Source organism: Parabacteroides chinchillae (genome assembly GCF_900108035.1).
Lineage (GTDB): Bacteria > Bacteroidota > Bacteroidia > Bacteroidales > Tannerellaceae > Parabacteroides > Parabacteroides chinchillae.
In genome coordinates this window covers 52876-72633 of sequence record NZ_FNVS01000010.1, presented here as the reverse complement: position 1 = coordinate 72633, position 19758 = coordinate 52876, and the positions used below count along the sequence as shown (strand labels likewise).

21 protein-coding genes are annotated in these 19758 nt (G+C 40.0%); 13 read left to right on the top strand and 8 right to left on the bottom strand.

The window, feature by feature from the left end; genetic code table 11:
• Positions 1–15 precede the first annotated feature (15 nt).
• The 11 genes from atpE (at position 16) to C4S38_RS09375 (ending at position 11247) form a co-directional block, all read left to right on the top strand.
• Complete coding sequence (atpE, locus tag C4S38_RS09425; protein WP_103983589.1) at positions 16–270, top strand: ATP synthase F0 subunit C; 255 nt, start codon at positions 16–18, stop codon at positions 268–270.
• Positions 271–283: 13 nt separating this feature from the next.
• Positions 284–784, top strand: a complete 501-nt coding sequence (gene atpF / locus C4S38_RS09420) for a F0F1 ATP synthase subunit B (RefSeq protein ID WP_103983523.1) — start codon at positions 284–286, stop codon at positions 782–784.
• An 8-nt stretch (positions 785–792) separates the two neighbouring features.
• Positions 793–1335 carry a F0F1 ATP synthase subunit delta gene (locus C4S38_RS09415; RefSeq protein ID WP_103983522.1) on the top strand — a complete coding sequence of 181 codons (543 nt, stop codon included), beginning with the start codon at positions 793–795 and terminating at the stop codon, positions 1333–1335.
• A 15-nt stretch (positions 1336–1350) separates the two neighbouring features.
• Positions 1351–2934 (top strand): F0F1 ATP synthase subunit alpha, encoded by a 1584-nt coding sequence (gene atpA, locus C4S38_RS09410; RefSeq protein WP_103983521.1) that lies wholly within the window; start codon positions 1351–1353, stop codon positions 2932–2934.
• A 4-nt stretch (positions 2935–2938) separates the two neighbouring features.
• A complete protein-coding gene (locus C4S38_RS09405) occupies positions 2939–3805 on the top strand; it encodes a F0F1 ATP synthase subunit gamma (protein ID WP_103983520.1) in 867 nt (288 codons plus the stop codon).
• A gap of 68 nt (positions 3806–3873) precedes the next feature.
• Positions 3874–4614: a copper homeostasis protein CutC gene (locus C4S38_RS09400; RefSeq protein WP_103983588.1), complete on the top strand. Its 741-nt coding sequence runs from the start codon at positions 3874–3876 to the stop codon at positions 4612–4614.
• A gap of 78 nt (positions 4615–4692) precedes the next feature.
• Positions 4693–5061 carry an RNA polymerase sigma factor gene (locus C4S38_RS09395; protein ID WP_099463208.1) on the top strand — a complete coding sequence of 123 codons (369 nt, stop codon included), beginning with the start codon at positions 4693–4695 and terminating at the stop codon, positions 5059–5061.
• Between the two features lie 312 nt (positions 5062–5373).
• A complete protein-coding gene (locus tag C4S38_RS09390) occupies positions 5374–8037 on the top strand; it encodes a DUF5916 domain-containing protein (RefSeq protein WP_103983519.1) in 2664 nt (887 codons plus the stop codon).
• Positions 8038–8121: 84 nt separating this feature from the next.
• Positions 8122–8322, top strand: a complete 201-nt coding sequence (locus C4S38_RS09385) for a PspC domain-containing protein (RefSeq protein ID WP_103983518.1) — start codon at positions 8122–8124, stop codon at positions 8320–8322.
• Positions 8323–8324: 2 nt separating this feature from the next.
• Positions 8325–10346 (top strand): excinuclease ABC subunit UvrB, encoded by a 2022-nt coding sequence (gene uvrB, locus C4S38_RS09380; RefSeq protein ID WP_103983517.1) that lies wholly within the window; start codon positions 8325–8327, stop codon positions 10344–10346.
• Positions 10347–10353: 7 nt separating this feature from the next.
• Complete coding sequence (locus C4S38_RS09375) at positions 10354–11247, top strand: N-acetylmuramoyl-L-alanine amidase-like domain-containing protein (RefSeq protein ID WP_103983516.1); 894 nt, start codon at positions 10354–10356, stop codon at positions 11245–11247.
• On the opposite strand, the gene C4S38_RS09370 is transcribed toward C4S38_RS09375, so the two are convergent.
• On the bottom strand, positions 11236–13275 hold the full coding sequence (locus C4S38_RS09370) for a DUF5686 family protein (protein WP_394340846.1): 2040 nt from the start codon (positions 13273–13275) through the stop codon (positions 11236–11238). The two genes, C4S38_RS09375 and C4S38_RS09370, sit on opposite strands and share 12 nt — an antisense overlap.
• A 297-nt stretch (positions 13276–13572) precedes the next feature.
• Here C4S38_RS09370 and C4S38_RS09365 point away from each other — a divergent pair, with 297 nt between their 5' ends.
• A complete protein-coding gene (locus C4S38_RS09365; RefSeq protein ID WP_099463202.1) occupies positions 13573–14274 on the top strand; it encodes a Crp/Fnr family transcriptional regulator in 702 nt (233 codons plus the stop codon).
• 57 nt (positions 14275–14331) lie between these two features.
• Here C4S38_RS09365 and C4S38_RS09360 read toward each other — a convergent pair whose 3' ends face one another.
• From C4S38_RS09360 to miaA, 3 genes are read right to left on the bottom strand one after another with little or no spacing between them, the layout of a single operon-like run.
• Positions 14332–15012: a porin family protein gene (locus C4S38_RS09360; protein ID WP_103983514.1), complete on the bottom strand. Its 681-nt coding sequence runs from the start codon at positions 15010–15012 to the stop codon at positions 14332–14334.
• A 15-nt stretch (positions 15013–15027) separates the two neighbouring features.
• The gene (kdsA, locus tag C4S38_RS09355; RefSeq protein WP_103983513.1) at positions 15028–15831 is read right to left on the bottom strand and encodes a 3-deoxy-8-phosphooctulonate synthase; all 804 of its coding nucleotides are present in this window, start codon (positions 15829–15831) and stop codon (positions 15028–15030) included.
• Position 15832: 1 nt separating this feature from the next.
• Positions 15833–16756: a tRNA (adenosine(37)-N6)-dimethylallyltransferase MiaA gene (gene miaA, locus C4S38_RS09350; protein ID WP_099463200.1), complete on the bottom strand. Its 924-nt coding sequence runs from the start codon at positions 16754–16756 to the stop codon at positions 15833–15835.
• Between the two features lie 156 nt (positions 16757–16912).
• Between miaA and C4S38_RS16055 the strand changes: the two genes are divergently transcribed.
• Positions 16913–17272, top strand: coding sequence for an outer membrane beta-barrel protein (locus tag C4S38_RS16055; protein WP_234999337.1), 360 nt, complete (start codon positions 16913–16915; stop codon positions 17270–17272).
• 197 nt (positions 17273–17469) lie between these two features.
• Here the strand turns inward: C4S38_RS16055 and gap are convergent, their stop codons facing one another.
• The 4 genes from gap to C4S38_RS09325 form a co-directional block, all read right to left on the bottom strand.
• On the bottom strand, positions 17470–18471 hold the full coding sequence (gene gap, locus C4S38_RS09340) for a type I glyceraldehyde-3-phosphate dehydrogenase (protein ID WP_099463199.1): 1002 nt from the start codon (positions 18469–18471) through the stop codon (positions 17470–17472).
• Between the two features lie 239 nt (positions 18472–18710).
• On the bottom strand, positions 18711–19100 hold the full coding sequence (locus C4S38_RS09335; protein ID WP_234999336.1) for a hypothetical protein: 390 nt from the start codon (positions 19098–19100) through the stop codon (positions 18711–18713).
• Positions 19048–19455, bottom strand: a complete 408-nt coding sequence (locus tag C4S38_RS09330) for a phage holin family protein (protein ID WP_099463198.1) — start codon at positions 19453–19455, stop codon at positions 19048–19050. Before C4S38_RS09330 ends, C4S38_RS09335 begins: the two co-directional genes overlap by 53 nt.
• A gap of 10 nt (positions 19456–19465) precedes the next feature.
• Complete coding sequence (locus C4S38_RS09325) at positions 19466–19690, bottom strand: YtxH domain-containing protein (RefSeq protein WP_099463197.1); 225 nt, start codon at positions 19688–19690, stop codon at positions 19466–19468.
• Positions 19691–19758 lie beyond the last annotated feature (68 nt).

Below are 19758 nucleotides of genomic sequence, written 5' to 3'. Positions count from 1 at the left end.
TTAATGTTAAATGTTATGTTATCGACTATTTTATTACAAGCGGCTGCAGGAATGGGAGTGGCCAAGATGGGTGCAACAATAGGAGCAGGTATTGCCGCTGTCGGCGCCGGAATTGGTATCGGACTGATCGGGAAAGGAGCTGTCGAAGCCATTGGCCGCCAGCCGTCAGCCGCCGGAGAGATACGTACATCGATGTTGATTATGGGTGCTTTGGTTGAAGGTGTTGCTCTGTTTGCAATAGTTGTTTGCTTCCTTGCATTGTTTCAGTAAACTTTAGTTTGTTATGTCATTATTAACACCGGATTTGGGCCTTCTATTCTGGATGATTGTTTCTTTTGGAATGGTTCTGGTTATTCTTTCCAAGTACGGCTTTCCTGTTATTATTAAAGCGATAGAGCAACGGAAAGCATATATCGATAATTCCTTGGAGCAAGCGCGTCTGGTAAAAGAGCAACTGGCCGATGTGCAAATGGAAGCGGATAAGATTCTTATGGATGCGAAAGAAAAACAGCATGCAATCCTCCAGGAAGCAATCACAGAAAAAGAGAAGATCATCTATGAAGCGCGTACGAAAGCTGAGGCTGAAGCCCGGCAACAGATTACTGAAGCAACCCAGCGCATCCAGGAAGAAAAAGAAAGGGCAATCCGCGATATCCGTTCGGAAATAACCGGTTTGTCTATCACAATTGCAGAGAAAGTGATAAAAGAAAAGATAGACAGTAGCGGCAAGCAGCAGCAAATTATTAATCGGTTGCTTGATGAGGTGTCTTTCAGTAAATCGTAGATAATGTTATGGATATAGGACGAATATCTCCACGGTATGCAAGTGCCCTTTTTTCCTTAGCTAAAGAAAAGGGAGAAGAGGTGCGCGTGTATCAGGATATGAAAATGCTGGCCGATAGCTTTTCATTGGAACCGGCACTGAAAGAAGCTATTGCCAATCCGGTTGTAACCGCAACGGAAAAAGAGCAATTGCTGATAGCGGCAGGTGGTATAGAAGTATGTGATTTGTATAAACGTTTTATTCGACTGGTTTTACAACACAGACGGGAAAACCAGTTGCTCTTCATTACTTATATCTATATCCATTTATACCGGAAAGACAAGAAAATTGCCCGTGTGTATTTTAGTACTGCGGTGCCGGTTGGCGACGAAGTGAAACATCATCTGGTAGATAAGCTGGAGAGAGAGACGAAAAACAAGATCGAGTTTGTTGGCTATGTGAAACCTGAATTACTGGGCGGTTTTTGCCTGCAAATAGGGAATTGCCGGATAGATGCCAGTTATGCAACAGGACTGAACGACATTCGTAGCCGGTTATTCGAAAACAGATAAAAAGAAACAAAAAGTATGACAGAACAAATAAAAGTAAGCGAAGTTACTGCCGTTTTGCGTCAGCAACTGGAAGGAATCAGCACCAGTGTCCATATGGAAGAGGTTGGCACAGTACTGCAGGTAAGTGATGGCGTGGTGCGTATTTACGGTCTTGATAATGCCGAAGCGAACGAGCTGTTGCAATTTGATAACGGTATCGAAGCGGTGGTAATGAATCTGGAAGAAGACAATGTCGGAGCTGTTTTACTTGGCTTGACCGATATGGTAAAAGAAGGCGACATTGTAAAACGTACCGGACGCATTGCATCTATACAGGTGAGCGAAGGAATGATCGGTCGTGTGATCGACCCTTTGGGCAATCCGCTTGACGGAAAAGGCGAAATTATAGGTGAAACCTGTGAAATGCCGCTCGAACGCAAAGCACCGGGTGTTATTTTCCGACAACCGGTGAATGAGCCTTTGCAAACAGGGATTAAGGCTGTCGATGCGATGATTCCGATCGGACGTGGACAACGGGAACTCATCATTGGCGACCGCCAGACGGGAAAAACATCCATTGCTATCGATACGATCATCAACCAACGCAGCAATTATGAGGCCGGCCATCCTGTTTATTGTATATATGTAGCGATTGGCCAAAAAGGATCTACGGTTGCCGCTTTAGTTAAGACGTTACAGGAGAAAGGCGCCATGGATTATACCATCGTGGTAAGTGCCACGGCTTCTGATCCTGCTGCCATGCAGTATTTTGCTCCTTTCGCCGGTGCTTCCATCGGAGAGTATTTCCGCGATACTGGGCGGCATGCCTTGGTGGTATATGACGACCTTTCCAAACAGGCGGTTGCCTATCGTGAAGTATCGTTGATCCTTCGTCGTCCCTCGGGGCGCGAGGCCTATCCGGGTGATATCTTTTATTTGCATTCCCGCTTGCTGGAACGGGCGGCAAAGATCATTAACCAGCCTGAAGTGGCGAGAGAGATGAACGATTTGCCCGAAAGTATGAAAAGCAAGGTGAAAGGTGGCGGCTCTCTTACAGCTCTGCCTATTATTGAGACACAGGCAGGCGATGTTTCCGCCTATATTCCTACGAACGTGATATCTATTACTGATGGACAGATATTTTTGGAGACTGATCTGTTTAACCAGGGAAACCGGCCGGCTATCAATGTTGGGATCTCTGTTTCGCGTGTCGGAGGTAATGCCCAATTGAAAGCGATGAAGAAAGTAGCGGGTACGTTAAAAATAGATCAGGCTCAGTACCGTGAACTGGAGTCGTTTTCCAAGTTTGGCGACGATATGGATGCCGTTACAGCTTTTACGATAGATAAAGGGCGGAAGAATACCCAGTTGTTGATACAACCACAATATAATCCAATGCCTGTTGAAGATCAGATTGCTATTCTTTATTGCGGAACGAAAGGATTATTGAAAGAGGTTCCACTGGAGAAGGTGCATGCCTTTGAGAATGCTTTCCTTCAGGAGTTGCATGCTGCTCACCGGCACGATGTGCTGGATGTATTGAAAGCCGGAACAATCAGCGATGAAGTGATGAAAATTCTGGAAAATACGGCAATGCGTTTGTCTGAATCATATAAATAGGAATATGGCGTCATTGAAAGAAATAAAAGTCAGGATTGCATCTATACGGAGCACACAGAAGATAGCCTCTGCTATGAAGATGGTTTCTTCTGCAAAGCTACACCATACACAGGCATTGGCGGAACATACTCAATTATATGCCGGTAAATTGTCCGCTATCCTGAATGCTCTTCTGGCTTCGGCATGTGAATGGGATTCTCCGTTTGTGAGACAACGGGATGTAAAACGGGTCGCTATTGTTGTCTTTTCTTCCAGTAGCGGTCTTTGCGGTACATTTAATGTGAATGTCTGGAAAGAACTGTCGGCATGCCTTATCGATTATAACAATAGGAATATTGCTGTATCTCTTTATCCGATAGGGAAGAAGATTGCCGACGAACTGCATAAGGCCGGTTATGCAACGACCGATGATTTCATTCATATGGGAGAAAAACCTTCTTTCGAAGGAGCTGTTTCTTTGGCCACTGAGTTGATGGAATTGTATGCATCCGGGAAAGCGGATCAGGTAGAGTTGCTTTATCACCACTTCAAAAGTATGGCTTCGCAAATATTGGTGAAGAAGATTTTCCTGCCTGTTTCTATACAGGCACTGGAAGAAGAAGGAGCAAGCGGTTCTGTCAGGGCGGACTACATACTGGAACCGTCAGCAGAGGATGTACAGACTTTGCTCCTTCCCAAATTACTCAACCTGACGGTTTATACAACAATGCTTGATACGGCAACCGCCGAACATGCCGCCCGGATGATGGCCATGCAGACCGCAAATGATAACGCAAACGATCTCATACGGCGACTTACCTTGCAATATAATAAAACCCGCCAGCAAGCTATTACGAACGAATTGCTGGATATCGCGGGAGGAATCGGATAACTTGTAACTCCTTCGCAAAAATAGTTCTATCTTTGTGTTTGCTTAAACGAATATAGAGATAAATGCTTATGAAACCGATTCGTATTATTGAAATATGTGCCAATTCGGCGCAGAGCTGTGTAGAGGCCGAAATGGGAGGCGCTAAACGTGTAGAGTTGTGTGCCGGTATTCCCGAAGGAGGAACAACGCCCAGCTATGGTGAGATCATGACCGCCCGGGAGTTAACGTCTGCTATCGACATTAATGTGATAATACGTCCTCGCGGTGGCGATTTCCTGTATACGCCTGCCGAGGTTCAGTCGATGTTGCATGATATAGAAATGTGTAAACAATTGGGAGTGCATGGCGTAGTGTTTGGTTGCCTTACGAAAGAGGGAGATATCGATGTTACGCTGATGCGCCGGCTGATGGATGCAGCCAAGCCTTTATCGGTAACTTGTCATCGGGCGTTCGATGTGTGCCGGGATCCTTTTGTTGCTTTAGAGCAGCTGATAGAATTGGGATGCGACCGTATTCTGACTTCCGGACAACAGTCGGATGCTGTGAAAGGTATCTCTTTGATTGCAGAACTGGTGAAGCGTGCGGCCAACCGCATCATTATTATGCCTGGTTGCGGAGTGCGCGAAGAGAATATAGTAAAAATAGAGCAGGAAACCGGTGCTAAAGAGTTTCACACGTCAGCCCGCAGAATCGTTTACAGTAAAATGGTGTATCGCAATGAAAATGTTCCGATGGGTAGTAATGTGGTATCTTCCGAATTTGAAACCGTAGAGACAGATCGTAAAAAAGTAGCTGCTTTTGTGAGTTAAAAAGCAAAAAAACTGAAACCTTTTAAAGTATTCTTCTGTTGATTGGAGACGTAGAGCTCATTTTAAATTAGCATATATATGGAGAATAACAAAGACGCTTTAAAAGGTCGCATTATTGTCGCAATGCGTAATATTTTTGTTAGTGAATATCGTAAGATTGTAAATAAGTACGCCGACCAGCAGATTTGGACTGATATCGATCTTTCTTCTGATGCTGTTTTTAGTTCTTCAACTACAAACAGTTATTCTATGCAGGATGTATCAAAAGCGCTTCGTAGTATCAGTAATGAATTGAAAGTTCCGTTTAGCTTGTTTATAAGCGGTTATAAGTATGAAGAAATAGCAAAGCATTTGAATATTCCTGTCGGTACTGTAAAAAGTCGTATTTATTTTGCACGGCAAGCTTTACATAAGGTTTTGAGCAACGATAAAGATGATAGCAAATAAGATATAAATAACTTTACCGGCAGTAAGAAAAAAGCAGAGCGTAACGAACACATTCGGCGAATTCGTTCGTTACGCTCTGCTTTTATAGTTAAATATCCATGAATCAATGCACGCAGTGAGGCAAAGGCAAGAAAGATTTGTGATTTGTGATTTATGAATTATGTGGCAAACAAGATTTGGGGTAGAAGTTATATACTAAAAAACATCCCGATCATTTTTTCGAAACATCGAGATGATTTGGAGAAATGATCGGGATGTTTTTAGTATATTGTTGTATCTTTGTATCATTGTATATTGAATAGATGAATGACCATGAAATACCTGTATTTTTTTGTTGCCTTATTTATATCTATGTTATGTTTTGCACAGCAAGATTCGATTGTACCTTTTGACAAGGCATATAAGCGAGTGTACAATATTACGAAGGTTTCCGGCCAGAAGCCTGTGATAGATGGGAAACTTGATGAAGGTTTCTGGACTGAACAGGGTGAGTGGTCTGATCGTTTTGTGCAAATTATTCCTTATGAACGGGTAATTTCTCCTTCTCCTACAAAAGTGAAACTTTTTTATGACAATAAGTATATTTATGTGGGGGTTATGTGCAAGGACGCAGTACCCGAAAAGATGAATAGGTTTATAGGAAACCGTGATGATAATAGTTTGGGCGATTTGATTAGTGTCGCTTTTGATACGTATCATGATTATAGGGCTGCCCCTGAGTTTAATATAAATCTGGGAGGCAATAAAACAGATTTGGTTGTTACTGACAAATTAAGTGTCAATTTAAGTTGGAATGCCGTATGGGAAGGAAAAACCCATATTGACCAAAAAGATTCTTTATGGACTGCAGAACTGCGTATTCCGTTTAGCCAACTTCGTTATAATCAGAAATCGGATGATGGTGTCTGGGGGCTTCATGTACGGCGTATAATCCGGCGTAACAACGAAGTTCAGAACTGGAGCATGATACCATTGAAAAATAATGGCCATGTTTTCTCTTTCGGAGAGATGCACGGTATGACAGATTTGCCCAAGCCGCGCGGAATAGAGTTTTTGCCTTATGTAATGGGTAAGTTTCGCAATTCACCTCAGATACCGGGTAGTCCGTATCAAAAAGGGCATAGTTGGGGAGGTAATGTTGGACTGGATGCAAAATTTGCATTGTCTGACTTTACGTTGGATATGACTATTAATCCGGACTTTGGGCAAGTGGAATTAGACCCTTCGGTAATGAATCTGACAGCTTATGAAACTTTTTATGATGAAAAACGCCCCTTCTTTCTGGAAGGAAAACATATCTTAGATTTTGCAAATGGTAATGATATGATGTTTTATACCCGCCGTATCGGTGCAGCCCCGTCTTATACTCCGCAAAATATTGATAATGTAAGCAGCTTTGCCGGAACAAAAGATAATGTTCCTATTATCGGTGCGTTGAAACTTACAGGTACCAATCGGAAAGGGGTTACAATCGGTGTAGTACAAAGTGTTACAGCCCGTTCTTCTGTTAAAGTCAGTAGAAATGGTAATGAAACGACGGAAGTAGTGGAACCTCTTACAAATTATACGGTGGGACGTGTGCAAAAGAACTGGAGAGGAAATACGTTACTAGGGGGCATGCTGACTTCTGTAAACAGAGATTTGAGCGAACCTTATCTGGAAAAATTTCTGGTACGGAATGCGTTTACTGCAGGTATTGATTTTACACAGTATTTTAACAATAGGCTGTATTATATTGACGTTAAAGGAATGTTGAGTTCCTTGAATGGAACAAAAGAAGCTATAACTCTTTTACAACGGAATGCTGTACATTATTATCAACGCGAATCATCTAAAGGCTATTTAGGAGTCGATCCGGACAGGACTTCATTAAATGGAACGGGTGGTTATGTAAAAGTAGGAAGGAAAGGTAATGCTAAGTGGGCTTTTTCTGAATCGTTTGGTTGGTCTTCTCCCGGTTTTGATTTGAATGATATGGGGTATATGAAGGAGACCGATTATCTAAAAAATGAAACGGAGATAGCTTATCGCCAGACAGATATATGGAAGATGTTCCGCTATAACGCATTTACTCTTACACAAACGAATTGGTGGAATTATGGTGGGTATGCAATTAATAATGATGTTGCTTTGCGTTGGCAGAGTATGACTATGAATCGTTATGAAATGGATATGAAAGAAACATTCGGATGGAATAAACTGGATACACGCATGCTCAGAGGTGGTCCTGATGTGCGCTATAATCCTTTTTTTCTGACATCTGTAAAGTTTAACACGGATAAAGCAAAGCGGGTTATGTTTATGCTGAAATATGAAGGTAACCATAATCTGGACGGATATAATCGTTTTAATACGATGATGCCGAGCCTGACATTCCGTCTGGGAAACCATGTATATCTGTCCGGTGAGTTGAACTATGCGTGGAATACGGACAATATGCAATATGTAAATACATTACTTCCTGCTAATGTAGAGTTGCCGAATACGCAAAAAACATTTACTCCTGTTTATTTGGCGGGACACATGGATCAGAAAACGTATGGCCTTACCATGAAAGTACAGGTGAACGTAACTCCTGATATTTCTATCCAATTTTATGGTTCTCCTTTTACGTCTACAGCGAAGTTCAGTGACTTTAAACTGGCTGATGATACAAAGTCTCATTCGTATGATAATCGTTTTTATTCAATACATTCCGATGCTTTGAATTATAATGAAGGACTTTATAGCTTTACCCATGAAGGAAAAGTCTATGAATTTCCGAACCCGAATTTCAGCTTTAATGAATTCCGTTCTAATCTGGTGGCCCGTTGGGAATATTTACCGGGTTCTACTCTCTATTTTGTATGGGAACACCAAATGTCTAACCGCGACAGTAAACAAATTGGCGGTTGGGGATCGAATCTGGATCGTATGTTTGGGCTTCCTTCCACAAATACTTTTATGATTAAAGTAAATTACTGGTTTAATATATAGTATAATCGGTTTTTCTGATTATTTTTGTTTTTAACTCGTATACGGAATATTTTGCTTGAAATAAAAACATAAAACTAGAATATTATGGAAGAGAAAAAAAGAAGACTTACTCGTTTAAACGATAAAATGATTGCAGGTGTATGTGGCGGTATTGCCGAGTATTTTGACTGGGACCCTACATTGGTTCGTGTCGGTTATGTATTGCTGAGTATATTTACTGTTTTTTCCGGGGTTATAGCTTATTTTGTGCTCTGGTTAATTATGCCTAAAGAAAAAGGGTATTAAGAATGAATTTTGAATTATCGTCGCCTTTTAGTCCGACCGGAGATCAACCGGAGGCTATTGCTGCGCTTACCGAAGGCATACAGAGCGGTGTACCTTTTCAAACCTTGTTGGGGGTGACAGGCTCCGGTAAGACTTTTACAATTGCAAACGTGATTAAGGAGGTGAAAAGACCAACCTTGATTTTGAGCCATAACAAGACTTTGGCAGCTCAGTTGTATAGTGAGTTTAAAGCCTTTTTCCCAAATAATGCTGTAGAGTATTTTGTGTCATATTACGATTATTATCAACCGGAAGCTTATCTTCCGTCTACAGATACCTATATAGAAAAAGATTTGGCAATCAATGAAGAAATTGATAAACTGCGCTTGCGTGCTACCGCCTCTCTTTTGTCCGGCAGGCAAGATGTTATTGTGGTTTCATCTGTGTCTTGTTTGTATGGTATGGCCGATCCTCGTGCTTTTGCAGAAAAAGTAACACATTTGGAACGGGGAATGAAGATTGACCGGGATGTTTTATTAAGACGTTTTGTCGATGCTTTGTATGTTAATAACAAATTGGATTTTAATAGTGGCTGTTTTCGGGTAAACGGTGATACGGTGGATATTTTTCCTGCTATTGAGACTTTTGACGGTGTGGCTTACCGTATTGAGTTTTGGGATGATGAGATAGACCGTTTATCTTCTTTTGATCCTAAGACCGGTCAGGAAATAGATGAACAGGATGAACTGAATATTTACCCGACGAATTTATTTGTCACTACACAAGACAGGATTAATTCCGCTATTGGTCAGATTGATGTGGATTTGGGTACGCAAGTGAATTTCCTGAAAGAAATAGGGAAGCCATTTGAAGCGAAACGCTTATACGAACGTGTAACTTTTGATCTGGAAATGATACGGGAATTAGGACATTGTTCGGGTATAGAGAATTATTCCCGTTATTTTGACGGGCGAGCTCCAGGTGAACGCCCTTTTTGTTTGTTGGATTATTTTCCGAAAGATTTCATGCTGGTGATAGATGAAAGCCACGTAACCATACCGCAGATACGTGCTATGTACGGAGGCGATTTTGCCAGAAAGAAGAATCTGGTTGAATATGGTTTCCGCCTTCCGTCTGCCATAGATAACCGTCCGCTTACTTTTGATGAATTCGAATCTCTTACTCCTTTGGCTATTTATGTGAGTGCAACACCTGCCGATTATGAATTGGAAAAAAGCGAAGGAATTGTTGTAGACCAGGTAATTCGTCCTACCGGCTTATTGGATCCGGTAATAGAGGTGCGTCCGACATTGAATCAGATAGATGATTTAATGGAAGAAATAGAGCAACGTGCTGCTAAAGATGAACGGGTGTTGGTGACAACACTTACTAAACGTATGGCTGAAGAGCTTACTACTTATATGACTCGTATGGGAGTGAGGTGCAATTATATTCATAGTGATGTGGACACGTTAGAACGTATCCAGATAATGGATGATCTTCGTAAAGGGCTGTTTGATGTTTTGATTGGTGTGAACTTATTACGTGAAGGATTGGATTTGCCTGAGGTGTCTTTGGTTGCAATTCTGGATGCGGATAAAGAAGGCTTTTTGCGTTCTCACCGTTCGCTGACGCAGACAGCCGGACGCGCGGCGCGTAACATAAATGGAAAGGTGATTTTTTATGCTGATAAGATAACTGATAGTATGAAGTTGACAATGGATGAAACAACCCGCCGCCGCGAAAAACAGTTAGCTTATAATGAAAAACATGGTATCACTCCGAAACAGGTTATTAAGAATAGTGTTTCTTTGGTTGCGGAGAAACAACAAACGGTTACATCTGAGCCATATGCTTATATAGAATCAGAACCTAGTCTGGTGGCCGACCCGGTTGTTCAGTATATGAGTCGTCAGCAATTGGAAAAAACGATTGAACGTACAAAGAAACAAATGGCTGAAGCTGCCAAAAAGCTGGATTTTATAGAAGCTGCGCAATTTCGTGATGAACTGGTTAAACTTCAGGATTTGTTGGCTACAAAATAATTGAAATATGATTCTGAGATATTTTTGTATGACTATTTTCCTGCTTCTTCCTTTGTGTGGAAAAGCACAGGTCTTACCTGTTGTCGACTCTGTATATTATACGGGCGAAGACCGTGCTGTTTTTGACCGTTTTATAAAAGAAGTGGAGTCGGAGAAATCTTTACCTACAGGGGAATTGACGGTGAAAGCTGCTTTGTTCTTTTTGGGTGTACCTTATGTAGCCGCTACATTGGAACGAGTTCCGGAAAAGCTGGTTGTCAATTTCAGTGGATTGGACTGTATGACTTTAGTGGAGAATACGGTTGCTTTGGTGCGTACATTGCAGATGCCGTCTGTTTCATTCGATAATTTCTGCCATGTTTTATCTCTTTTCCGTTATCGTGATAATATGTCAGAGAATCTTTCTGCCGGTTTGGATTATACGGATCGTTTGCATTATACGACTGATTGGATTTATGAAAACCAGAAGCAGGGCAGGATAAAAGATATTACAAAAGAGATAGGCGGAAAGCCATTAGCCGTAAATTTATCATTTATGTCGACGCATCCGGATAGTTATGTTCAGTTGAAAGATTCTCCGGAACGTGTTGCAAAGATAACAGCAAAAGAAAAGGAGATAAATACCCGTTCTTATTTTTATTTACCTAAAGAAGATATAGGGGCCTGTGCCCGTGGTATTAAAGATGGAGATATAATTTGCTTTGTGACAAATATCAAAGGATTGGATATTTCTCACGTAGGTATTGCTTATTGGGTTGGGGATAAGCTTACTTTTATACATGCCTCTTCTGTTGCAAAAAAGGTTATTGTCAATGAAGAGTCTTTGGAAGCATATACAAAACGGATAAAGAGCAATGCCGGAATAATGGTTGTCCGTCAGTTAAGTCCGTCATTGAAATAATTCAAATGCAAATTTGAATCCTATACTTTGATATTCCCATTTATTAAATCCGAGGAAAATGGCAATATTGAATATGTTGTTTCCGACACCATATCCGGCTTCGGTATAGCTTGGCAGTATTGGAGTCCATAATTGGCTTAAGTAGAATCGTTCGGAAAATATATGTTTGGAAGCTCTTTTATTTTTTAGTAGTTGGAAAAGGATAAAAGGGCTTTGATACATAAAATGCGCTTGTATATACTTATCGGAAGCATTATACCATTCGCTTTTTAGCAAATTGAAGACCCCACCTATTTTATCATCCCACGAATCCGGGAAATTGTGCCGTGTAAAATATTCAAAGTCTGCAAAATAGGTTCCTTTTTGTTTTGTGTAAAGTCCTCCGCTGATATGATAATTCAGTTTACGTAATAAGCCCAGAGAGATACTTTGATGTATATCGGTTTCAATGCGCCCGTAGTTTCCTATGCTTTTCCCTACATTAGGAATTGCTCTGGCTATTTCCAATGAAATGGTCGGGTAGTAGGAACGGACATATTCTTTGCGATGCCCGTCCATCCGATAGTATTGCCGGGGGGTATATGAAAAACCAACGGTTGTGAGGAAATCATGATAGTTTTCATTTAAAATATTATCAACACCCTCTCCCGGGTCAATATCTGTACTTGTTTTTACCGGTATACGACGGTGGTAAGATATTCCCGTCATTAACTGGAAACCATTGAATAATTCAATAGTATTACGCAGGTCAACATAATAGTGTTTGAAGTATTTGAGATTGAGATCATCAAAATTGAAGACGGAGTCTTTTAACTCTGCATTGATCTTTTTGGTTATTTCGGATGAATAACCTTGATTACCATTTGCTATCATGAGACTTAATGCTCCTAACTTTTCAGGTTTGTATTCCCAGTCGCCGGCAATTTTGAAGAAAAATTCTTTTCTTTTGGATGTAAAACCTATTTCGGGACGGAAACGGATTTGCCTGTCTTTTTCAAATGTTTTGCTTATGCGTATTTTTTGTTTGTAGCTTATACCGTTTCGTGCGGAATAACCTAATTGAAAAGGGTTAAGTATTCCTGAATATTTGATGCGGGTAGTGCGATAGTCTAGGTTTACGGTATTTGTTAATTGCTGAGTGAGTTTTATATACTTTACCATGTTGGTAGTATCTAATTTATCTTCGTTTTTTTTGACTTGGGTGAGAATTTTATTTTCTTCATAGGTGAGAGGAATATCCCGTTTTTTATTCCAATAAGTTGAATCCCTGATAATAGGGATCGTATCGGAAGACAGACGGTAATAGCTGGTTAAATCGAGTGATTTTTGTCGCTTGCTTTGATGATTTTCTTCAATCCATTCAACTTTCTTGTATTTGAAAGTCGCATGATAAGTACTGGCAATGACGTTCCCCAGTACGTTGTATCTAAGAAACAGATCGGCTTTATCGGGTAAAAGAAAACGGCGGAAATCTCTATTAAACGTCATGACCAGATTAAATTCGGCGAAAGAAAAACGTCCATTCATGTCTATTTTGTCAATCACCCAGGAATTGTTGGTAATATATAAATCTCCGCATACCAGTTTTTGGCTCCACATTTTAGGCATAAAGCGGATTTTGTAGATTTTGAGTCCGAGTGTATCTTGTATGTCTTCCAATGTGAAATTATAGAAACTGAATGCATTGCTTGCTACCGGCATTAATATTTCTTCATTATAAGCGGTGGGAGAATATACATTGAGATTTAGAAAACTTACTACTTCTTGCTGTTTGCTACGGTTGGGTATACTGTTTCCGTTGACAGCCTTAAAACTATGGAAATAATTGTTGGGTGCGCTGAATTTAGATTGGCTGAACATTTCAAAGAGCATATCTTTATTTTTCCGGTCAACAGGAAAGAGATTATTGGCGAAACGGATTAAGAAGTTGTGTTTTAGTATTTCAGTACGTCCTTTAATATATATTTCAGCATCATACTTAGATACGACATCTGCATAACCGCAAGCACTTTCTATAACAATATTCATGATAGAATCGGCTAGCTGAGTTTTTGCTGTATGATTGTGTGTGTGCAAAAATAAATCCCCATAAGTATTTTTGGCATTTAGCATTGTACTTACAGTTGTTGCAAGAAGGGCAAGTATCAAATATAGGTATTTCAATGGTAGATTAATCTTTATATACAAATATAATGAATAAATTTCAGATTATAGATGAAAGAAGATAAAATGTTATGATTACCTGCAATTAATCATACAAAATGTTTTATTGTTTCAAAAGAAAAGCCGTATATTTGTGCTTCATAAGTATGTTATATAGCAGTCGTGGTTAAACAACTAAAAGAAGAGGTCGATTTATCGGCCAGTTTATCAGAAGTGTGGAGGGTTTTGACCGATAAAGAACGGGAAATCCTTCGTAATAATTCGTCCATTCAGCATTTTAAACGGAACGAATTGGTTTACTATGAGGGAGACGAACCGAAAGACATGATGTGCTTATTAAAAGGCAAGGTGAAAATCTTTAAAGAAGGTGTTGGCGGAAGAAGCCAGATTATTCGAATGATTAAACCTGTTCAGTACTTCGGATATCGTGCAAACTTTGCTCAGGAAAATTATCTGACGAATGCTTCTGCTTTTGAAGCATCCACCGTCTGTCTGATCCCAATGGCCGTTGTTACAGAATTGTTGATGGGTAATCCTCATTTGGCAATGTTTTTTATTCGCCAGCTTTCAATTGATTTGGGAGTTGCGGATGAGCGTACCGTTAATCTGACACAAAAACATATTCGCGGACGTTTGGCTGAATCTCTGTTGTTCTTGAAAGACAGTTATGGTTTGGAAGAGGATGGTGCCACATTAAGTATTTATCTGGCACGTGAAGATTTGGCGAATCTGTCTAATATGACTACTTCGAATGCAATCCGTACCTTATCTACATTTGTATCTGAGCGTATTATTGCGTTGGATGGTAGAAAGATTAAACTTATTGATGAGGAGAAGCTGAGGAAAATCAGCAAGATGGGATAACAGTTAGTAGGGTGACAGCCGACAGTTATATGTGTATTTGCCGGCTGTCATTTGTTTTTAGAATTTATATCCTATGGTCAGAACAGATGATATATTCTTGGGAGAGAAACTTTCGTAACCTAAATATTTAGCTACATCACCTAAATCGCCATCCATACTAACTAGTCCGAGCTGATTATCCAATGCAAAAATAAACTTATGGTATTCGATTCCTATGCCTAGACAGGCGCCTGCATCAAAACGGTTACAACCTAAATTTCCGTCACTGATTTTACCAAAAGTATTGACATCGAATTTACCACCTATTGTTATGTATCCCGTAGTAGTTGGAATGTTCTTTTCAATTAGGTCTAGTTTAGTTTTACCACCTACTCCGCATGCTATATACGGACCTGCATTAATTACAAATCTGGTGTTCGTTCCAATATTAAAACGAGTTGCTGCTAAAATTGGCAATTCAAGATATAGTTCGTTCATTGTGATTGTTCCGGTCTGACCATCTTTATCTTTACCACCTTTAGAGGCAAAGTTTAACGATGTCTGTAAGGCCCATGTCTTATTAAAGACATATTCCGCTCCAATTCCGAGTTTGTACGCAAATTTGGCATTGCTATCTGCATTTTTTCCCCAGAAACTCGAAACTCCAACGCCCGCCTTTGCTTGGAATGAAACAGATGATTGAGCTATTGTTCCAAATGCGAATAGAACAAAGCCAAGTATTAATGTTAATTTCTTCATCTTTTAAATAAGATATTATTTTATTGCTTCCCGGATTCGAATTAGTTTTGTAAGCAATTCTTCTAATAAATCCAATTGTAACATATTTGCTCCATCAGATTTTGCTTTGGAAGGTTCCGGATGTGTTTCTATAAACAGGCCGTCTGCACCAACTGCAATAGCAGCTTTTGCTATTGTTTCTATAAGGGCAGGCATTCCTCCTGTAACACCGGACGTTTGGTTCGGTTGTTGTAATGAATGGGTGACATCCATGATTACAGGAAAACCAAACTCCTGCATTTGTGGAATCCCTCTGTAATCAACAACTAGATCGGTATAACCGAATGTTGTTCCGCGTTCGGTCAGCATTACGTTATTATTACCAGCGTCTACTACTTTTTGTGCAGCAAATTGCATAGCTCCGGGAGAGAGAAACTGTCCTTTCTTTATATTGACAATTTTACCGGTTTCTGCGGCGGCAACAAGCAGATCGGTTTGTCTGCATAGAAAAGCCGGAATTTGCAATACATCTACATATTCGGCAGCCATGGCAGCTTCGGATGTCTCATGGATATCGGTAACAGTCGGTATATGAAAGGTTTCACTGACTTTGCGTAAAATCTTCAATGCCTTTTCGTCGCCAATACCTGTAAATGAATCCAGACGCGAACGGTTGGCCTTGCGATATGAACCTTTAAATATATATGGAATATTTAGCTTAGTTGTTATACCTGCTATCTTTTCGGCTATGCGTAAAGCCATATCCTCGCCCTCAATTACACATGGGCCTGCCATCAGGAAGAAGTTGTCGCTTTTGCTTAAGTCTTTTATTGTAATCATATTATTCTTTGTTACGAAGTAAATTTTCTGTGATTTCTATTTTATCTTCTGTCGGTAGAGTAGCATCGATCCAGTGTATCATGCAGCCACGGCGTTCCATTCCGCGGAACCAGGTCATTTGCCTTTTAGCAAATTGATGAATGGCAATCTCTAATTGCGAAACCATCTCTTCATACGACAGTTTCCCTATAATATATAATGTTAGGAATTTATATTCCAGACCATAATAAATCAGGTCGTCCGGCTTTACACCGCCGGCTATGATATTGCGAACTTCATCTACCATGCCTTCGTTTAACCGGTCACGTAAACGTTTGGATATCTTCCCGCGACGTAGCTCGCGGTCTATGTCAATGCCAATAATCAGGCTATGGATAGGATCGTATTCGTTTGCATCCGGTGCTTCCGTTTTATAATACTCTTCAATCTCGATGGCACGGATAGCACGTTGGGCAGAATCTACATCTGTTTTATTGTGTAATCTCTTGTACGAAGCTAATATATTCTCCAGTTCCTGCAAAGATTTATCTTTCAACGATTCCCGTAGAGCCGGATTCTGTGGAACATCCAGTAGCTTATATCCCTTCAGTACAGCTTCTATATACATTCCGGTTCCTCCACAAAGTACGGGCAGTTTGCCTTTCTCTTTGATAGATTGGTAAGCGCGGAAAAAATCGTGTTGGTATTCGAATACATTATATTTATATCCGGGCTCGCAAATATCAATCAGATGATAAGGAACTGCTTTGCCGTTTACCACATAGTCTTTCAGGTCTTTTCCTGTTCCTATATCCATCGAACGGTATATTTGCCTGGAATCTGCACTGATAATCTCCGTGTCCAGACGCTCGGCCAAGGCAGCAGCAAAAGATGTTTTGCCGGATGCTGTAGGCCCCAAAACGGTAATTAGTTCATACTTTTTCATTATGCAGACAAAGATAGGTAAAAATGCTCCAAATAGCTATCTTACTTAATATTTCCAAAAGAATACCTCAGTCAAATAAATAATTGCTTCTTTTGCTTTGCAAGTTCTGATTTTACACTTTATAAAAACCATACCACACAACATTACCGGGAGAAGATGGCAGGAAAAGAAAATATCTTTAATGCTCAGTCCAAACAGGATATTCGTCGTTTTTTATTTTATGCGGATCAAAATCATCAATTAGGAAAAGGGTGGGAGCTTCATTATGGTACAAAGTTTAGCTTTGCTTCGGATAAAAGTTCTCAAATCTACCATTCATTAGATGGGCATGATTGGTCGGGCTCTAATAGCAGCAGTAGCTTGAATGAATATGTGTACGATTTATATGCGGGCTTTTCTAAAAGTTTTTCTGATAAATTATCTGTAAATGCTTCTTTGTCCGGAGAATATTATAAACATAAAGAGATTGATTATTGGAGTTTGTTCCCAATCTTTCAAAGCCGGCTCAGTTCTTGATTCCAGATTAACTTTAAACGGTTATTATGATAAAATGAAGAGTAGACATTATCACGATATAAGTTTTGATAAAGACAATTTCGCCTTTTATGCAAATATGGATAATACGTTCCATATTTCATCCGAACCTAATCTGAAGGCAGAATTTAAAAAGCCGCCCCTTGTGAGGACGGCTTTCTTTATTATTTTGTGATAAATTACTTACCAGCGATAACACGGGCCATTTCACAAACTTTGTTTGAATAACCCCATTCGTTGTCATACCAAGAAACGATCTTAGCAAAGTTGGAATCCAAAGAGATACCAGCTTTAGCATCAAAGATTGAAGTGTTGGCGCAACCACGGAAGTCAGTTGAAACAACAGCATCTTCAGTATAGCCAAGTACACCTTTCAATTCGCCTTCAGAAGCAGCCTTCATAGCAGCACAGATATCTTCCATTGTAGCAGCCTTTTCAAGAACTACTGTCAAGTCAACAACTGAAACGTCAGAAGTCGGTACGCGGAATGCCATACCTGTTAATTTGCCGTTCAATACAGGTAATACTTTACCTACAGCCTTAGCAGCACCAGTTGAAGAAGGGATGATGTTTTCAAGGATACCACGACCACCTCTCCAGTCTTTCTTAGAAGGACCGTCAACAGTCTTCTGAGTAGCTGTAGCAGCGTGAACTGTAGTCATCAAACCTTTAACGATACCGAACTTGTCGTTCAATACTTTAGCGATAGGAGCCAAACAGTTAGTTGTACAAGAAGCGTTAGAGATGATGTCCTGGCCTGCGTAAGTTTTGTCGTTAACGCCATAAACGAACATAGGAGTAGCATCCTTTGAAGGAGCAGACATGATCACTTTCTTTGCACCAGCCTGGATGTGTTTGCGAGCTGTTTCGTCAGTCAGGAAGAAACCAGTTGATTCAACAACTACGTCTGCATCAACTTCGTTCCACTTCAAGTTAGCAGGATCCATTTCTGCAGTAAGACGGATTTTGTTACCGTTTACAACCAAATTGTTACCTTCTACAGCAACTGTTCCGTCGAAACGACCGTGTACTGAGTCATATTTCAACATGTATGCCAAATAATCAGCATCCAACAAGTCATTGATACCTACGATTTGAATATCATTGCCGAAGTTCTTAACTGCAGCACGGAACACCATACGTCCGATACGGCCGAAACCGTTTATACCTACTTTAATCATTGTAATAAAACTTTTATGGTTTATTAAAAATATTGATTGTCCAAAACTTATCTAACAGCCACAAGGGGTTGCACATGAAACCAACATTGCAAGCATTAATGCAATTACTATTATTAAATAGATACAGTGTTTCATTTTATCCTTGCTTTTAACGACTGCAAATGTAACTATGTTTTTTGTATTGAGCTTTATAATAAGGTCAGAAAAGTATGTTTTCTAACATAAATTAATTGTTGGGCTTATTTCTTTTTCTTCGAAAATACGCTCCTGAGTAAATTCTTTGCTTTTTTTATGCCCCAGGTCATGATAAACGGTTGGGCTATGTCCCAAACAAGGGGTAACATACTCTTGGTAATAGACAGATAGTCAGAGAAACCTAATGAGACAGCAGGCAGATCTCCCTTGTTATTTTGTGTTGTTGTGTTTTCGCCGGATTTAGCTGTCGATTTTGTTTTTGGAAACAATAAAGACGATATGCCTGAAAGCAATAAACTCCCTGCATTCTCTTGGATATAAGAGAAGTCTTCGTTGAGTTTCTGCTCATGTTCGCGGCATTGTTTCCGAATGCGCTCTTTATCAGAAATCAGCTTCTCCAGTGGTGTCTGTTTGTTGTTTATTTTCTGTTGCATTGTTTTTATCGTCATTTGCTGTCATTGCTATGATGACTTCGTTCAGTATGGCATTACTAATCTTGTTCTTGTTTATTACAATGATACCTATTAGCAGTATATACAGAATTGCTACACTGACAAAGCCCAAGCCGGATGAATTGAACAAATCTCCCAAGAAAAATCCCAGGGCAAGAAAGATAAATAAGATAGCAAAGAAGGCCAGAAACAATAACACCAAGTTGTACGAAAGAACCGCAATTACCTTTCCGGTCCTTTCGTATGTGCTTAATTTCAGGAGCTCAAGCTTTAACTCCACATAAGCTGAGATATCATTTTTTAGTTTACCGAAGAATTTTTCTGAGTCGTTCTCCATTATATCAGTTTTATTCTGCGCTTTCAGCTACTTTTTCTTTTACACTTTTCAAAGCTCCGCTTTCCTTTGCTTTAGCCAAAGCAGAGTTGAAGCCGTCTTTTACCTTGCCTGCTACTTCTTTCAGATCTTCCAATAGCTGTTCTCTTTTATCCGAAGCGGCTAAATAACCTACAGCAGCACCTACAGCAGCGCCTACTACGAGGCCTAGCAATAATTTAGAATCTACATTTTTCATAACTCTTCCTTTTTTAAAGTTTCTACTAAGATAACGTTTTTATTTAGACTATAGTTTATTATTGTATT

Excerpts from the sequence above, each read along its gene's own strand:
- atpE (WP_103983589.1), top strand. The coding sequence starts at position 16 with ATGTTATCGACTATTTTATTACAAGCGGCTGCAGGAATGGGAGTGGCC.
- atpF (WP_103983523.1), top strand. The coding sequence starts at position 284 with ATGTCATTATTAACACCGGATTTGGGCCTTCTATTCTGGATGATTGTT.
- C4S38_RS09415 (WP_103983522.1), top strand. The coding sequence starts at position 793 with ATGGATATAGGACGAATATCTCCACGGTATGCAAGTGCCCTTTTTTCC.
- atpA (WP_103983521.1), top strand. The coding sequence starts at position 1,351 with ATGACAGAACAAATAAAAGTAAGCGAAGTTACTGCCGTTTTGCGTCAG.
- C4S38_RS09405 (WP_103983520.1), top strand. The coding sequence starts at position 2,939 with ATGGCGTCATTGAAAGAAATAAAAGTCAGGATTGCATCTATACGGAGC.
- C4S38_RS09400 (WP_103983588.1), top strand. The coding sequence starts at position 3,874 with ATGAAACCGATTCGTATTATTGAAATATGTGCCAATTCGGCGCAGAGC.
- C4S38_RS09395 (WP_099463208.1), top strand. The coding sequence starts at position 4,693 with ATGGAGAATAACAAAGACGCTTTAAAAGGTCGCATTATTGTCGCAATG.
- C4S38_RS09390 (WP_103983519.1), top strand. The coding sequence starts at position 5,374 with ATGAAATACCTGTATTTTTTTGTTGCCTTATTTATATCTATGTTATGT.
- C4S38_RS09385 (WP_103983518.1), top strand. The coding sequence starts at position 8,122 with ATGGAAGAGAAAAAAAGAAGACTTACTCGTTTAAACGATAAAATGATT.
- uvrB (WP_103983517.1), top strand. The coding sequence starts at position 8,325 with ATGAATTTTGAATTATCGTCGCCTTTTAGTCCGACCGGAGATCAACCG.
- C4S38_RS09375 (WP_103983516.1), top strand. The coding sequence starts at position 10,354 with ATGATTCTGAGATATTTTTGTATGACTATTTTCCTGCTTCTTCCTTTG.
- C4S38_RS09370 (WP_394340846.1), bottom strand. The coding sequence starts at position 13,275 with ATGAATATTGTTATAGAAAGTGCTTGCGGTTATGCAGATGTCGTATCT.
- C4S38_RS09360 (WP_103983514.1), bottom strand. The coding sequence starts at position 15,012 with ATGAAGAAATTAACATTAATACTTGGCTTTGTTCTATTCGCATTTGGA.
- kdsA (WP_103983513.1), bottom strand. The coding sequence starts at position 15,831 with ATGATTACAATAAAAGACTTAAGCAAAAGCGACAACTTCTTCCTGATG.
- miaA (WP_099463200.1), bottom strand. The coding sequence starts at position 16,756 with ATGAAAAAGTATGAACTAATTACCGTTTTGGGGCCTACAGCATCCGGC.
- C4S38_RS16055 (WP_234999337.1), top strand. The coding sequence starts at position 16,913 with ATGGCAGGAAAAGAAAATATCTTTAATGCTCAGTCCAAACAGGATATT.
- gap (WP_099463199.1), bottom strand. The coding sequence starts at position 18,471 with ATGATTAAAGTAGGTATAAACGGTTTCGGCCGTATCGGACGTATGGTG.
- C4S38_RS09335 (WP_234999336.1), bottom strand. The coding sequence starts at position 19,100 with ATGCAACAGAAAATAAACAACAAACAGACACCACTGGAGAAGCTGATT.
- C4S38_RS09330 (WP_099463198.1), bottom strand. The coding sequence starts at position 19,455 with ATGGAGAACGACTCAGAAAAATTCTTCGGTAAACTAAAAAATGATATC.
- C4S38_RS09325 (WP_099463197.1), bottom strand. The coding sequence starts at position 19,690 with ATGAAAAATGTAGATTCTAAATTATTGCTAGGCCTCGTAGTAGGCGCT.